At 61.8% G+C, this 14,272-nt stretch carries 12 protein-coding genes; 8 read left to right on the top strand and 4 right to left on the bottom strand.

What is annotated here, in order from left to right:
- Positions 1-160 precede the first annotated feature (160 nt).
- Positions 161-2,161, top strand: coding sequence for an RNA polymerase sigma factor RpoD (rpoD, locus tag AB4072_RS07215; RefSeq protein WP_441966665.1), 2,001 nt, complete (start codon positions 161-163; stop codon positions 2,159-2,161).
- A gap of 734 nt (positions 2,162-2,895) precedes the next feature.
- Here rpoD and AB4072_RS07210 read toward each other — a convergent pair.
- On the bottom strand, positions 2,896-3,351 hold the full coding sequence (locus AB4072_RS07210; RefSeq protein WP_441966663.1) for a GatB/YqeY domain-containing protein: 456 nt from the start codon (positions 3,349-3,351) through the stop codon (positions 2,896-2,898).
- 145 nt (positions 3,352-3,496) lie between these two features.
- Here AB4072_RS07210 and carA point away from each other — a divergent pair, with 145 nt between their 5' ends.
- The 4 genes from carA (at position 3,497) to AB4072_RS07190 (ending at position 6,999) form a co-directional block, all read left to right on the top strand.
- Positions 3,497-4,711, top strand: a complete 1,215-nt coding sequence (gene carA, locus AB4072_RS07205) for a glutamine-hydrolyzing carbamoyl-phosphate synthase small subunit (RefSeq protein ID WP_441967252.1) — start codon at positions 3,497-3,499, stop codon at positions 4,709-4,711.
- A gap of 182 nt (positions 4,712-4,893) precedes the next feature.
- Entirely contained in the window at positions 4,894-5,268 is a 375-nt protein-coding gene (locus tag AB4072_RS07200; RefSeq protein ID WP_441966662.1) for a hypothetical protein, read from the top strand.
- A 75-nt stretch (positions 5,269-5,343) separates the two neighbouring features.
- Positions 5,344-6,195 (top strand): AraC family transcriptional regulator, encoded by an 852-nt coding sequence (locus AB4072_RS07195; protein ID WP_441966661.1) that lies wholly within the window; start codon positions 5,344-5,346, stop codon positions 6,193-6,195.
- A gap of 114 nt (positions 6,196-6,309) precedes the next feature.
- Positions 6,310-6,999, top strand: coding sequence for a class I SAM-dependent methyltransferase (locus tag AB4072_RS07190; RefSeq protein WP_441966659.1), 690 nt, complete (start codon positions 6,310-6,312; stop codon positions 6,997-6,999).
- Between the two features lie 7 nt (positions 7,000-7,006).
- Here AB4072_RS07190 and AB4072_RS07185 read toward each other — a convergent pair whose 3' ends face one another.
- Both AB4072_RS07185 and AB4072_RS07180 read right to left on the bottom strand, forming a co-directional pair.
- Positions 7,007-8,263 (bottom strand): MFS transporter, encoded by a 1,257-nt coding sequence (locus AB4072_RS07185; protein WP_441966657.1) that lies wholly within the window; start codon positions 8,261-8,263, stop codon positions 7,007-7,009.
- Positions 8,264-8,446: 183 nt separating this feature from the next.
- The gene (locus tag AB4072_RS07180; protein WP_441966655.1) at positions 8,447-8,842 is read right to left on the bottom strand and encodes a GtrA family protein; all 396 of its coding nucleotides are present in this window, start codon (positions 8,840-8,842) and stop codon (positions 8,447-8,449) included.
- Positions 8,843-9,028: 186 nt separating this feature from the next.
- On the opposite strand from AB4072_RS07180, the gene carB reads away from it, so the two are divergent.
- From carB to AB4072_RS07165, 3 genes are all read left to right on the top strand, one after another.
- Positions 9,029-12,499: a carbamoyl-phosphate synthase large subunit gene (gene carB, locus AB4072_RS07175; protein ID WP_441966654.1), complete on the top strand. Its 3,471-nt coding sequence runs from the start codon at positions 9,029-9,031 to the stop codon at positions 12,497-12,499.
- A 106-nt stretch (positions 12,500-12,605) separates the two neighbouring features.
- Positions 12,606-13,079: a transcription elongation factor GreA gene (gene greA, locus AB4072_RS07170; RefSeq protein ID WP_441966652.1), complete on the top strand. Its 474-nt coding sequence runs from the start codon at positions 12,606-12,608 to the stop codon at positions 13,077-13,079.
- 137 nt (positions 13,080-13,216) lie between these two features.
- Positions 13,217-13,735, top strand: coding sequence for a hypothetical protein (locus AB4072_RS07165; RefSeq protein WP_441966651.1), 519 nt, complete (start codon positions 13,217-13,219; stop codon positions 13,733-13,735).
- On the opposite strand, the gene AB4072_RS07160 is transcribed toward AB4072_RS07165, so the two are convergent.
- A complete protein-coding gene (locus AB4072_RS07160) occupies positions 13,725-14,210 on the bottom strand; it encodes an Lrp/AsnC family transcriptional regulator (RefSeq protein WP_441966650.1) in 486 nt (161 codons plus the stop codon). The two genes, AB4072_RS07165 and AB4072_RS07160, sit on opposite strands and share 11 nt — an antisense overlap.
- Positions 14,211-14,272 lie beyond the last annotated feature (62 nt).

Here is a 14,272-nt window from a genome sequence, read left to right as displayed (position 1 = left end):
GATCTCCAATGGCTCGTGTGGGAGCCGGGGCTAACGGTTCGTCAAAGATGGACCGTTTATGAACGGAATTCTATTCGGGTGGTGAAGCGGCTCCGCTTCTCCGCCCATTCGCGTATTACCGGGCACCGGCCCAGGGAGATACGCTGGAGCAGAGCGAAGTATGGCGACGAAGGCAACCGAACGGGACGAAGGCGAGACAGCGGCTCCGGAGCAACAGACCGACGGACCTCTTCTCGATCTCAGCGATGCCGCCGTAAAGCGGATGGTCAAGCTCGCGAAGAAGCGCGGCTATGTGACATATGACGAGTTGAACGAGGTTCTGCCTTCCGAGGAGTTCTCCTCGGAGCAGATCGAGGACGTGCTGGGCCAGCTCTCCGAGATGGGCATCAACGTCGTCGAATCGGAAGAGGCCGAAGAGGGCGAGAAGGCCGAGGCCGAAGAGGATGAAGCCGAGGGCGGCGACCTCGTCGAGGCGGCGCCGTCGCGCGCCGTCGCGGTGCGCGAGACCACGGCGAAGGAGCCGACCGACCGTACCGACGATCCGGTCCGCATGTACCTGCGCGAGATGGGCTCGGTGGAGCTTCTCTCCCGCGAGGGCGAAATTGCCATCGCCAAGCGTATCGAGGCCGGCCGCGAGGCCATGATCGCGGGCCTCTGCGAGAGCCCGCTGACCTTCCAGGCCATCATCATCTGGCGCGACGAACTCGTCGAAGGCCGGGTGCTTCTGCGCGACATCATAGATCTCGAAGCCACCTATGCCGGCCCTGACGGCAAGGGCGCGCCCAAGGTGGATGCTCTGGGTGACGGCGAGGCCGAGGCAGAAGCCGCGACGGAAGAGGGCGATGGCGCCACTCCGCCGGAAGGCGAGATGGACGACGACGATCTCGAGAACAACGTGTCGCTCTCGGCCATGGAAGCCGAGTTGAAGCCGCGCGTTCTCGAAACCTTCGATTCCATCGCCGACAACTACAAGAAACTGCGCCGCCTCCAGGTGGAGCATGTGGAACAGCGCTTGCAGAACAAGCAGCTGACCCCGGCGCAGGAGCGCAAGTACAAGACGCTCAAGAGCGACATCGTCACGAGCGTGAAGTCGCTCTCGCTCAACAACAACCGCATCGAGGCGTTGGTCGAGCAGCTTTACGACATCAACAAGCGGCTGATCTCCCATGAGGGCCGCCTGATGCGCTTTGCCGAGAGCCACGGCGTCGCGCGCGAGGAATTCCTCAAGCATTACCAGGGCTGGGAACTCGACCCGAAATGGGTGCTGCGCGTCTCCAAGCTCGGTGGCCGCGGCTGGAAGGACTTCGTCGCCAAGGGCAAGGATCAGATTCACGACCTGCGTGAGCAGATCCACAACCTCGCCTCCGAAACGGGCCTGGAAATCCAGGAGTTCCGCCGCATCGTCATGATGGTGCAGAAGGGCGAGCGCGAGGCCCGTCAGGCGAAGAAGGAAATGATCGAGGCGAACCTGCGTCTCGTGATCTCGATCGCCAAGAAGTACACGAACCGCGGCCTGCAATTCCTGGACTTGATCCAGGAAGGCAATATCGGCCTCATGAAGGCGGTCGATAAGTTCGAGTATCGTCGCGGCTACAAGTTCTCGACCTACGCCACGTGGTGGATTCGTCAGGCGATCACGCGCTCCATCGCGGATCAGGCCCGCACGATCCGTATCCCGGTGCACATGATCGAGACGATCAACAAGATCGTCCGCACGTCGCGCCAGATGCTGCACGAGATCGGCCGCGAGCCGACCCCGGAGGAGCTGGCTGAGAAGCTCGCCATGCCGCTGGAAAAGGTGCGCAAGGTTCTCAAGATCGCCAAGGAGCCGATCTCACTTGAGACGCCCATCGGCGACGAGGAGGATTCACATCTCGGCGACTTCATCGAGGACAAGATGGCGATCCTGCCCATCGACGCCGCGATCCAGTCGAACCTGCGCGAGACCACGACCCGCGTGCTCGCCTCGCTCACGCCGCGTGAAGAGCGCGTGCTGCGCATGCGCTTCGGCATCGGCATGAACACCGACCACACGCTGGAAGAAGTCGGCCAGCAATTCTCGGTGACACGCGAACGTATCCGTCAGATCGAGGCGAAGGCTTTGCGTAAGTTGAAGCATCCCTCGCGAAGCCGGAAGCTACGGAGCTTCCTCGATAACTGAGGCGCGATTTCTTTCGCCGTCATGACTCCTTCCGCCGTCATTCCGGGGCGTGCGTTAGCACGAGCCCGGAACCCATAGCCGCTGGCGTTTCCGAAGAAGGCTCGACGGCTTCTGCCGCACCTTCTCTACCGCTCTCGGCGGCTCTGGATTCCGGGCTCCGCTTTCGCGGCCCCGGAATGACGGTGGAGGTTTTATGATCACGCGCGACGCAACCCCCTCTCCCTGTGGGAGAGGGGGTTGCGACCTTTCCGGATGAACCTGTAACCCCTCACCCTCGCTTCGCTCGACCTCTCCCATCGCAAGTCGGGTGCTCCCGACTTGCGCAAAACGAGCGGATCTCGGGAACACCCGAGATCCGGGAGAGGTAAGGCACCGGGCTTGGCACCTCCGCGTCATGGCCGGCTCGTCCCGGCTATCCATGCCTTTCCTCCCTGCTGCGTACCCAGTCCAAAACGTGGGTGCCCGGATCAAGTCCGGGCATGACGGTGGAGGATGGCGAAGCCGCGCGCCGTTCACTCCGACCTCACCCTGAGGATGCCGCATAGTGACCGTCTCCAAGGAGGGTCCAGCGCACCCTGGAGACGCCTCGCCCTTCGAGACGGCCTGACGGCCTCCCCAAGGTGAGGCTGTGTATAGGCCCGTCATCGCAGCGGAATCCGGGATCGCGAGACGGAGAAGCGCCATGCTGGTGCGATCCCGGATCGCCGATGGCGTCCGGGATGACGCCTCGTCGCTCAGCCTTTCGGCAGCAGATCCTTCACGAGCCCGCTCGCTTTGGCAAAATCCATGCGGCCCGCGTACTTTCCGCGCAGCAGGCCGACCACCTTGCCCATGTCCTTCATGGAGGCGGCGCCCGTCTCGGCAATGGCGGCTTGAATGGCGGCTGTCGTCTCGGCCTCGTCCATCTGTTTCGGCAGGAAGGTGGCGATGATGTCGGCCTCTTCCTTTTCCTGCTGCGCAAGCTCGGGCCGTCCGCCCTGCTCGTACATGGTGATCGATTCCTGGCGCTGCTTGATCATCTTTTGCAGGAGCGCGAGGATTTCGTCCTCGGTCGCCTGGCCCTTGCCCGCGCCGCGCGCCTCGATGTCCTTATCCTTGAGGGCCGCCTGAATGAGGCGCACGGTTCCGAGCTTGCGCTTGTCGCCGGCCTTCATGGCTTCCTTCATTTCGGTCGTAAAGCGTTCGCGCATGGCTCATTTCCTTTATATGATAGGCGCTTGAGCGTTGACGTGGCGCGAGCGGCCCCTTAAGTCACCGTCAATACGGTTTCGAGGCTGCCACAGCGGCCCGCTCAAGCGCGGCCCGTTGGGCTTTCGACTTAAAGAGATCATGACGATGCTGCAAGACAAACACGCCGAGGGGCTCTCCTCTGGTGGCTGGGAAGAGCCGCGCGCAACCGCCGTGCTTGTGCTCCAAGACGGCACGGTGCTCGAAGGGTTCGGAATCGGCGCTATCGGCGAAGCGACCGGCGAGGTCTGCTTCAACACGGCGATGACCGGTTACCAGGAAATCCTGACCGACCCGTCCTATGCCGGGCAGATCATCACCTTCACCTTCCCGCATATCGGCAATGTCGGCACGAACGACGAGGACATCGAGAGCGTCAACGCCGCCTCGTCGTCGGGCGTGCGCGGCGCCATTCTCGGCGCGAGCGTGACCGATCCGTCGAACTGGCGCGCTTCGCGGCACCTGGATTCCTGGCTCAAAGCCCGCGGCATCGTCGGCCTCACCGGCATCGACACCCGCGCGTTGACGGCGCTCATCCGCGAAAAGGGTATGCCCAATGCGGTGATCGCACACAATCCGAACGGCCTGTTCGATCTCGACGCCCTCAAAGCCAAGGCGGCCGCCCTCCCCTCCATGGACGGGCTCGACCTCGTGCCGCTGGTGACGAGCACGCAACGTTTCGACTGGGACGAAACCACCTGGACGCTCGGCGAAGGGTACGGCCATCAGGGCACGCCCAAGCATCACGTGGTCGCCATCGATTACGGCGTGAAGCGCAACATCCTGCGTCTGCTGGCCCGCGCGGGCTGCAAGGTCACCGTCGTTCCGGCGACCGCCACCGCCGAGGAAGTGCTCGCCCTCAAGCCCGATGGCGTGTTTCTCTCCAACGGCCCGGGCGATCCGGCGGCCACGGGAGAATATGCGGTTCCGACCATCAAGGCCCTGCTCGACAAGAAGGTGCCGACCTTCGGCATCTGCCTCGGCCACCAGATGCTCGGCCTCGCTGTCGGCGGGCGCACCAAGAAGATGCATCAGGGGCATCATGGCGCAAACCATCCGGTAAAGGACAAGACCACCGGAAAGGTCGAAATCACGTCCATGAACCACGGCTTCGCGGTCGATCCGGAGAGCCTGCCGAAAACCGCCGTCGAGACCCACGTGTCCCTCTTCGACGGCTCCAATTGCGGCATCTCGCTCACCGACCGCCCGGCCTTCTCGGTGCAATACCACCCGGAAGCCTCGCCCGGCCCGCAGGACAGCCATTACCTCTTCGACCGTTTCGTAAAGTTGATCGAAGACAACAAGGCGAACAGTCAAGCTTAGAAAAGTGGCCCAGCGAAGGGATACCTTCGCCGGGTCCCCCACGGCTAGAACCTTAGTCGTGTTGCCGAAGAAATCGCCCATCCGCGACAAAGCGGGACATTGCTCTTGGGCCCGAATTCAAGTTATCGAATCGTTAACCATAAAAGCTCAACGATACGTCACTTGATCTGGGGGTTTCTCCAATGTCCAGCAAAGTTCAAGCGGATCAATTTTCCCGCCTGCATAACCTGTTCACGTTTCATCTCGGAGTAGCCTCCGGCCTCGCGTGGATGATTTCCATCTTCGCCGCCTTCTACGCGCCGTGGGTCCGCAACATCCGTCCCCTGATCGACCCGGCCTATGCGGGACAGGTCGAGAGCACGTGGTCCTTCCTGTTCGTGTTTCCAATGGTGCTGACGATCGCCTGGCTGATGGCCATTTCCGGTCGCGAGATCTTCCGGCACCTGCGCATGCTCAAGAACGAGAAGATCGAGTTCGGTATTGCAGGAGCGCTTGCCTTCTCCGTCTTCTATCTCTCCATCGACCGGGCCGTGACCGCACTGCTTCTGGCGGCCTGACAAATTCGGCCCCTCGCCGAAAGTCCGCAACCGTGATCAACTCCGACCCCATAATGTCGGGCTTCGGAGTGATCCATGCTGCAGACCAAGACAAAAACCCGTTTCGAATACGGCCGCCGGGTCGAGAGAGTCGTCGCCCATATTGCCGACAATCTGGACGGCGATCTTTCGCTCGAGCGACTGGCGGAAATCGCCTGTTTCTCGCCCTACCACTTCCATCGGATCTATCGATCCATCCTGGGTGAGACCGTTGCCGACACGGTTCGTCGTCTGAGACTGCATCGGGCTGCGAGCGAACTTGCCCGCTCGACCTATCCCATGGAACGCATCGCCCGACGGGCCGGTTACAATTCGGTCGAAGCTTTCACGCGGGCGTTCAGTTCAGGCCACGGCGAGCCGCCCGGCGCGTTCCGCACACGGTTCACTCCGTTTCAACCCTTTGGAACAGGAGACGACATCATGCTTCCCGTCACGGTCAAACAATTCGACGGCGTTCATCTCGCGACGGTCGCCCATCGCGGCGACTATCAGAATATCGGCACGGCCTTCGACAAGCTCGGGGTATGGGCGAGTACGCACGGTCTTTTCGACCGGCCACGCCGTATGATCGGCATTTATTACGACGATCCGGGAAGCGTTCCGGAATCGCAGCTCCGTTCCGACGCGGGCCTCGAAGTCGATCCAGCGACGCCCCTTGGCGATGGAATCGCGCTTCGACAGATTTCCGCCGGGCGAGTTGCGACGATTCTCTACAAGGGCCCCTATACGGGACTGGAAGAAGTTTACCATCAGCTCTACCACGATTGGCTTCCCGGCAGCGGAGAAGAGGCGAGCAACCAGCCGGCCTTCGAGACCTACCTCAACACGCCGCGCGATACCCCGCCCTCCGAACTTCTGACGGAGGTCAACCTGCCCTTGAAGGGATAAACTCCAAGGCCGGGCCGTTTGCCCGGCCTTTCTCTCAAGGTGCTCTGGAGGCTTTTGTCGTGCCGCGCTATGAGACAGAATGACGGACGAAATTCTTTCTCACGGCTCTCCTCGATGAACTGGCGCGATTACTGGAACCAAGACACTCCGATCTATGTGAACGAGCGTCACAAGCTCCTTCACTACCGGCAGGTCGCCAATGACATCCTGAGCCTCATCGTCTCGCCACGTTCGGTGGTGATGGATTACGGCTGCGGCGAGGCCTTGTTCGCGGATCGGATCGCGACCCATGCGGGCCGTCTTTATCTCTGCGACGGCGCGCCTCTCGTGCGTGAACGGTTGAACGAACGCTTCGGACGTGAGAGCCGGATTCAGGTTCTCTCGCCGGAGGACATGACTTCGCTCCCCGATGGCTCGCTCGATCTGATCGTGGTGAATTCCCTGCTGCAATATCTCTCGCTCGAAGATCTGCGACGGCTTTTGAAGACTTGGCACGCCAAGCTGAAAAGCGATGGACGCCTCGTTCTCGCCGATGTGATTCCACCGGACTTGAGCCCCGTCACCGATGCGAAGGCGCTTCTCACCTTTGCCGGACAAGGTGGCTTTCTCACCGCCGCTCTTCTCGGCCTCGTGCGCACCGCCTTTTCCGACTATCGCAAGATCCGCGAGGAGATCGGTCTGGCGACCTACAGTGAAGCGGAGATCGCGGACCTTTTGCGTGACGTGGGCTTCAGGACAGAGCGCCAGCCGCGCAACCTCGGGCACAATCAGGCCCGCATGACCTTCATCGGGCGGCCGCTGTAAAGCGCGATCAGGTAGTGCAAGGCGTGGCACGGCAGGTCGCGCTTCGCTTCTCACTCGCCAGCGCCAGTCCGAGAACCACCAATCCGCCGAGAGCGAGCAGCGCCCCGACCCAGCCGGTCGAGGCATAGCCGTATCCCGCCGCGATAGCCAACCCGCCCAGCCACGCGCCAAGCGCATTGGCGACGTTGAAGGCCGAGTGGTTCAACGCCGCGGCGAGCGTCTGCGCGTCCGCCGCCACATCCATCAGACGTGTTTGTAACGCGGGGCCGATGGCGACGCTGCCTCCCACGAGAAACGCACAGATCGCCAGCATGTAGGGATTGCTCGCGGTGAGGTAGAGCAGCGTCATGACGATGATGCTACAGACGAGCGTGCCCGCGATAGTGGCCTTCAGATCCCGGTCGGCGAGCCAGGCTCCGATGAGGTTGCCGATGATCATTCCTGAGCCGAACACCGCCATCATGACCGGAACCATGGATTCCGGCATGTGAGCGACTTCGGTGGCGGTCGAAGCGATGTAGGAGAAGACGGAGAACAGGCCGCCAAAGCCCACCGCGCCGATCCCGAGCGTGTACCAGACCTGCTTGCGCTTGAACGCGCCAAGCTCGCGCAGAGGGCTCGCCCCGTCCGCGACGCGGTCCTGCGGCAGGAAAAGCCAGATCAGGGCAACGGTCAGAAGCCCGATAACACCCACTGCGCCGAAGGCGAGCCGCCATGTCATCGCCTGTCCGAAGAACGTGGCGATGGGCGTGCCGAGAAGCGTCGCCACGGTGAGGCCTGTCATCACGCGCGCTACCGCCTGCGTGCGCTTGTTGGGTTCGACTTGCGAGGCCGCGACGAGAGCGGCCACGCCGAAATAAGCGCCGTGCGGAAGGCCGGTGAGAAAACGCAAGATGACGAAGGACGAGAACGTGGGCGCGAGAGCGCTGACCGCGTTGCCGAGCGCAAAGATCGCCATGAGAATCAGCAGCAATGTGCGGCGCGGCAGCTTGGCCGCCAGAACCGCGATGATCGGCGCGCCCACCACCACGCCGCTGGCATAGGCGCTGATCGCATATCCGGCCTGCGGTGTGGTGACGGCGAACTCGTCGGCAACGTTGGGCAAAAGGCCCATGATTGAGAACTCGCCTGTCCCGATGCCGAAGCTGCCCACCGCCAGAGCCAGCTCGATCAGCGCGATCTGGAGAAGAGATTGCGGAGGAAGTGGCTCCTCGCGTTCCGCGCTTTTCCCGGCGACATTCTCAATAAGCAAAGAGTCGGACATGGGAGTCTTTCGAATCCTGTTTCGGGTCTGGCGTCTTTGATGATTGATCTGCCCAGGCCGAAGTCCTTTTCGGATCGTTTCGACGCCTAGACTCCCATCTCATATTGCATTGCAAAAAGCACGCCAGGGAGCCCGCTGAATGCAAAGCTGACCTGCATCTTCAGAACATGCTGCTGCTCTGGATTAAGCGAAGGTCCACACCTTGTGCGCCAGAAAGCTCCACAACATCACGATTCCTGTCGTCACGACCTGGGCGGGAAGGTAAGGCCCCTCGAGCGTGACCGTGAAAATGTGCATGAAAAGCCAAGTGAGCAGGAAGCCGACGAACGCCACGAGGGCGAAGCGCCATGTCGCCTCCCGGTGCGGGCGGTCACTCGCATAGGTGTGCCGCCGATTGAGGATGTATGAAACGATCCCGCCCGCCACGTAACCGACGAGCGTCGCTGTCACAGGATCGAGACCCGCCCTTTCGACGAGCCCGATCAGGAGCCCGTAATGGACGATGGCCGCCGCGATCCCGACGCTGAAAAAGGCGAGGAATTGGCGGGCCAGGCGGGTGAGGGAGCGGGATATGGTCACCGTCTTTCGTTAGCGCCTCGAGGGCATGGGGTCACGTACCCTTCTCGGTAACCTCTACGTTTTCCCCTTCCCTCTCCGGGTCAGCGCGTGTAAGAGCCTCTCTCAACCTTCAATCCGATACCAAGCCAGCTGCGCTCGAAGCGCCGCCTTATGCGGCCGTGCGGCTGGCTACGCCTAGGTGGGCCCATGCCGAAACGGACAGATATCTCCTCCATCCTCATCATCGGCGCAGGGCCGATCGTCATCGGGCAGGCATGCGAGTTCGATTACTCGGGCACGCAGGCCTGCAAGGCGCTCAAGGAAGAGGGATACCGAATTGTCCTGGTGAACTCGAACCCGGCGACGATCATGACCGATCCGGATCTCGCTGACGCCACCTATATCGAGCCGATCACCCCGGAAATCGTCGCCAAGATCATCGAGAAGGAGCGCCCTGATGCGCTTCTGCCGACCATGGGCGGCCAGACGGCGCTGAACTGCGCCCTCTCCCTCAAGAAGATGGGTGTGCTCGAAAAGTACAACATCGAGATGATCGGCGCGACGGCGGAAGCGATCGACAAGGCCGAAGACCGCCAGCTTTTCCGCGAGGCCATGACGAAGATCGGCCTCGACACGCCGAAATCGCGCCTCGCCAACGCCTCGGCGCTGAAGAAGGCAGACCGCGACGCCTACCTCGTCGAACTCACGCGCCTCGAAGCGCTCGACGTGCACCCCGGCGACAAGAAGCGCATGGTTGCCGCCTACAAGCTCAAGTGGGACGCGAACGAGAACGAGCGTCGCAAGCGCTATCAGGAGCACGCCATGGGCGAAGCTCTGTTGGCACTCTCGGAAGTCGGGCTTCCCGCGATTCTCCGTCCCTCCTTCACCATGGGCGGCACGGGCGGCGGCATCGCCTATAACCGCGAGGAATTCCTCGACATCGTGGAACGCGGCCTCGATGCCTCGCCGACCAACGAAGTGCTGATCGAAGAGAGCGTACTCGGCTGGAAGGAATACGAGATGGAGGTCGTCCGCGATAAGGCGGATAACTGCATCATCGTCTGCTCCATCGAGAACATCGACCCGATGGGCGTGCATACGGGCGATTCGATCACCGTGGCCCCGGCGCTGACGCTGACCGACAAGGAATACCAGATCATGCGCGACGCTTCGCTGGCGGTGCTGCGCGAGATCGGCGTCGAGACCGGCGGATCCAATGTGCAGTTCGCGGTGAACCCCGAGAACGGCCGCATGATCGTGATCGAGATGAACCCGCGCGTGTCGCGCTCGTCCGCCCTCGCCTCCAAGGCGACGGGCTTCCCGATCGCAAAAGTCGCGGCGAAACTCGCCGTCGGCTACACGATGGACGAGATCGCCAACGACATCACCGGTGGCGCGACACCAGCCTCCTTCGAGCCCACCATCGATTACGTGGTCACAAAGATTCCGCGCTTCGCTTTTGAAAAGTTCCCCGGCGCGGAGCCGACGCTCACCACCGCCATGAAGTCGGTGGGCGAGGCCATGGCCATCGGCCGCACGCTGCCGGAATCGTTGCAGAAAGCGCTGCGCTCGCTGGAGACGGGCCTCACCGGCCTTGACGAGATCGAAATCGAGGGCCTCGGAAAGGGCGACGACAAAAACGCCATCAAGGCGGCGCTCGGAACGCCCACGCCCGACCGGCTTCTGAAGGTCGCGCAGGCGTTGCGTCTCGGCGTCAGCCATGACGACGTCTACGACAGCTGCAAGATCGACCGCTGGTTCCTGGAGCAGTTGCAGGCCATCGTCGATCTCGAAGCGAAGGTAAAGGCGCACGGCCTGCCCGCGACCCCTGGCGCGTTCCGCCACCTCAAGAGCATGGGCTTTTCCGACGCCCGTCTCGCGGTTCTCGCTGGTAAGACTGAAGCGGAAGTGCGCGCCCTTCGCCGCTCGCTTTCCATTCGCCCGGTCTTCAAGCGCATCGACACCTGCGCGGCGGAATTCGCTTCGCCCACAGCCTACATGTACTCGACCTATACCGCCCCCTTCGCCGGACAGCCGGCGGACGAGGCGCGTCCCTCGGACAAGAAGAAGGTCATCATTCTCGGTGGTGGGCCGAACCGCATCGGCCAGGGCATCGAGTTCGATTATTGCTGCTGTCATGCCTGCTTCGCCCTGAAGGATGCGGGCTATGAGACCATCATGGTCAACTGCAATCCGGAGACGGTCTCCACCGACTACGACACTTCCGACCGCCTCTATTTCGAGCCGCTGACGCAGGAGGACGTGCTCGAAATCATCGAGACCGAGAAGCAGAACGGCACATTGCATGGTGTCATCGTGCAGTTCGGCGGCCAGACGCCCCTGAAGCTCGCCCATGCGCTCGAAGAAGCGGGTGTGCCCATCCTCGGCACCTCGCCGGACGCCATCGACCTCGCGGAGGACCGCGACCGGTTCAAGCGTCTGCTCGACAAACTGCATCTGAAGCAGCCGAAGAACGGCATCGCTTATTCGGTGGAACAGAGCCGCCTCATCGCCGCCGATCTCGGCCTGCCCTTCGTGGTGCGCCCGTCCTACGTGCTCGGCGGCCGTGCCATGGCGATCATCCGCGACGAGGCGCAATTCGAGGATTATCTGCTGGGCACCCTGCCGAGCCTGATCCCCTCCGACGTGAAGGCGCGCTATCCCAACGACAAGACCGGTCAGATCAACACCGTTCTGGGCAAGAACCCGCTGTTGTTCGACCGTTACCTCTCCGACGCCATTGAGGTGGACGTGGACTGTCTGTGCGACGGCAAGGACACCTTCATCGCGGGCATCATGGAGCATATCGAGGAAGCTGGCATTCATTCGGGCGATTCCGCCTGCTCGCTGCCGCCGCGTTCCCTTTCCCCCGAGATCCTCGCGGAGCTGGAGCGCCAGACCAAGGCCCTGGCCCTCGCGCTCGATGTCGGCGGCCTAATGAACGTGCAATACGCAATCAAGGATGGCGACATCTACGTGCTGGAAGTGAACCCGCGCGCCTCGCGCACGGTGCCCTTCGTGGCCAAGGTCATTGGCGAACCCGTCGCCAAGATCGCCGCCCGCATCATGGCGGGCGAGAGCCTCGCCAAATTCGGCCTGGCTCCGAAGGAGTTGCAGCATATCGGCGTGAAGGAAGCTGTTTTCCCCTTCGCCCGGTTCCCGGGCGTTGACGTTCTGCTCGGCCCGGAAATGCGCTCGACGGGCGAGGTCATGGGCCTCGACCGCAGCTTCGGCGTGGCCTTCGCCAAGAGCCAGCTTGGCTCGAGCACCGCTGTGCCGAAGACGGGAACGCTCTTCGTTTCTGTCCGCGACAAGGACAAGATTCGAATCTTGCCAACCATGCGCATGCTTCAGGAACTCGGTTTCCAGATCGTCGCGACCGCCGGCACGCAGAAGTTTCTTGAGGAAAACGCGGTCAAGGCGACCCGCATCAACAAGGTGCTCGAAGGCCGCCCGCACGTGGTCGACGCCATCAAGAACGGCGACATCCAACTGGTGATCAATACAACCGAGGGAGCTGGTGCCCTCTCCGATTCCCGCAGCCTTAGACAAGCTGCCCTCTTGCATAAGGTGCCTTACTACACCACTCTTGCAGGTGCGATCGCGGCCGCAGAGGGTATTAAATCCTATCTCGGTGGCGATCTTGAAGTCCGAGCTCTTCAGGAATATTTCGCCTGAGGCTTCGGCCGAAATTGGAACTGCGAAGCTTCAAGGAAGTTTTCGTTGATTAGCGAGGGCGTCGGAAACGACGGCCTCGTCTCTCTTTTTGTGAACGAGACGAACGATGGACAAGGTCCCTCTGACGATCAAGGGTTACGCGGCGCTCGAGGAAGAACTGAAGCACCGCCAACAGGTAGAGCGCCCCCGGATCATCCAGGCGATCTCTGAAGCCCGTGCGCTTGGAGACCTGTCGGAAAACGCCGAGTACCATGCGGCCAAAGAAGCTCAATCCCTCAACGAAGGCCGTGTCCTCGAGCTGGAAAGCCTCATTTCTCGGGCCGAAGTCATCGACATCACGAAGCTCTCGGGCGACCGGATTAAGTTTGGCGCGACAGTGAAGCTCGTCGATGAGGATACGGAAGAAGAGAAGACCTATCAGATCGTCGGCGAACCCGAAGCCGATGTACGTTCGGGTCTGGTTTCTGTCTCCTCCCCAATCGCCCGCGCCCTGATGGGCAAGACCATTGGCGATACGGTGGAAGTTACGACGCCCGGCGGCGGGAAGTCCTATGAAGTCGTGGGCGTTCAGTTTAGCTGACGCAAGGAAATGATCTCCGATTCACGGAATCGGAGATCGCCCCCGTTGGTCTGGCTGCATTTTCTCAACCCCAATCGGTGCTTGCCCCGAAAATGCTCTAGATAGGAAGGAAGGCCATTTTTATGGGAGAGAAACCCATGTCCCTTCTTTCTCGTCGCTCACTTCTGGCGGGATTGCTGGCCGGGTCCAGTCTTGCCGTCGCGGGCTGCACCGCGACCGGGCTTTCGTCAGATGGGCAGGCCTTTCCGCAAAGCTTTTCCGCCTTTGCCGTCGATATCGGTCCCCTAAAGGAGAAAGGCCTCGGTCCTTTCGCGGATTTGATCGGAGCGGCGACACTCGCAGAACTGCAACGCGCGTTCGCCGATAGGTTCGATCCGCGCGGTCCACGCCTCGTCGTGCGCCTCACAAGTGTGTTCATGACGCCCTTCCCCGATAGTGGCGGCGGCCGCCGGTGGCACGAAGGAGGCGGGAGTGGAAGCGACTCACTCGAAGGCGATACGTTTGCAGTCGGCCGAGTCGGCGAAATCATCGCCCAGCATCATCAGCTCGCGGTTCTCGCCGTCAACAGAAGCATGGTGAACCCGGACGAGCCGGGCCGGGCGGTCGCGCTAGGACAGGCTTACGTCCAATGGCTGCGCCGTCAGCTCATCCGCTGAAGGGCGTCACATCCTCCAGCGGCACGAGAGGCTCGTCCTTGATCAGGTCGAGGGTCAGGGCCGTGCGGACGTTGCGCACATTGGTCAGTGCCGTAAGATCGGAGACGAAGTTCTGGAAGGCAGCCAGATTCGACGCGACGCATTTCAGGATGAAATCGATATCGCCCGACAAGGTCCAGCATTCACGCACCATGGGCCATTGCTTGATGTGCTGCTCGAACTCGTTGAGTTCCTTCTTCCCCTGAATGTCGAGCTGCACCATGGCGAAGCAGACGATCTCGAAGCCGAGGGCCTTGGGATCGAGCATGGCCCGGTAGGCCTTGATGATCCCGGCCTTCTCCAACGCCCGCACGCGGCGCAGGCACGGGGGCGCAGACAAGCCCACCCGCCGCGCCAGCTCCACATTCGTGATGCTGCCGTCGGCTTGGAGTTCCTTGAGAATGGCCCAATCTATGGAATCGAGGCGTCCGCGCACGTTAACTCCGGGAAAGGCTCGTCTCGGGTGAGTAGACCGTGTAGAGGGTCTGCACAAGAAGG

Origin of the sequence: Microvirga sp. 2MCAF38 (genome assembly GCF_052115485.1) — a bacterium.
Taxonomy (GTDB): domain Bacteria; phylum Pseudomonadota; class Alphaproteobacteria; order Rhizobiales; family Beijerinckiaceae; genus Microvirga.
Note: the sequence above shows the minus strand (reverse complement) of the source record. Positions and strands in the feature narration are given on the sequence as shown.

What these genes read in the sequence shown, in the direction of transcription:
- rpoD (WP_441966665.1), top strand. Translation starts at nt 161, where the DNA reads ATGGCGACGAAGGCAACCGAACGGGACGAAGGCGAGACAGCGGCTCCG.
- AB4072_RS07210 (WP_441966663.1), bottom strand. Translation starts at nt 3,351, where the DNA reads ATGCGCGAACGCTTTACGACCGAAATGAAGGAAGCCATGAAGGCCGGC.
- AB4072_RS07200 (WP_441966662.1), top strand. Translation starts at nt 4,894, where the DNA reads ATGTCCAGCAAAGTTCAAGCGGATCAATTTTCCCGCCTGCATAACCTG.
- AB4072_RS07195 (WP_441966661.1), top strand. Translation starts at nt 5,344, where the DNA reads ATGCTGCAGACCAAGACAAAAACCCGTTTCGAATACGGCCGCCGGGTC.
- carB (WP_441966654.1), top strand. Translation starts at nt 9,029, where the DNA reads ATGCCGAAACGGACAGATATCTCCTCCATCCTCATCATCGGCGCAGGG.
- AB4072_RS07185 (WP_441966657.1), bottom strand. Translation starts at nt 8,263, where the DNA reads ATGTCCGACTCTTTGCTTATTGAGAATGTCGCCGGGAAAAGCGCGGAA.
- carA (WP_441967252.1), top strand. Translation starts at nt 3,497, where the DNA reads ATGCTGCAAGACAAACACGCCGAGGGGCTCTCCTCTGGTGGCTGGGAA.
- AB4072_RS07165 (WP_441966651.1), top strand. Translation starts at nt 13,217, where the DNA reads ATGTCCCTTCTTTCTCGTCGCTCACTTCTGGCGGGATTGCTGGCCGGG.
- greA (WP_441966652.1), top strand. Translation starts at nt 12,606, where the DNA reads ATGGACAAGGTCCCTCTGACGATCAAGGGTTACGCGGCGCTCGAGGAA.
- AB4072_RS07190 (WP_441966659.1), top strand. Translation starts at nt 6,310, where the DNA reads ATGAACTGGCGCGATTACTGGAACCAAGACACTCCGATCTATGTGAAC.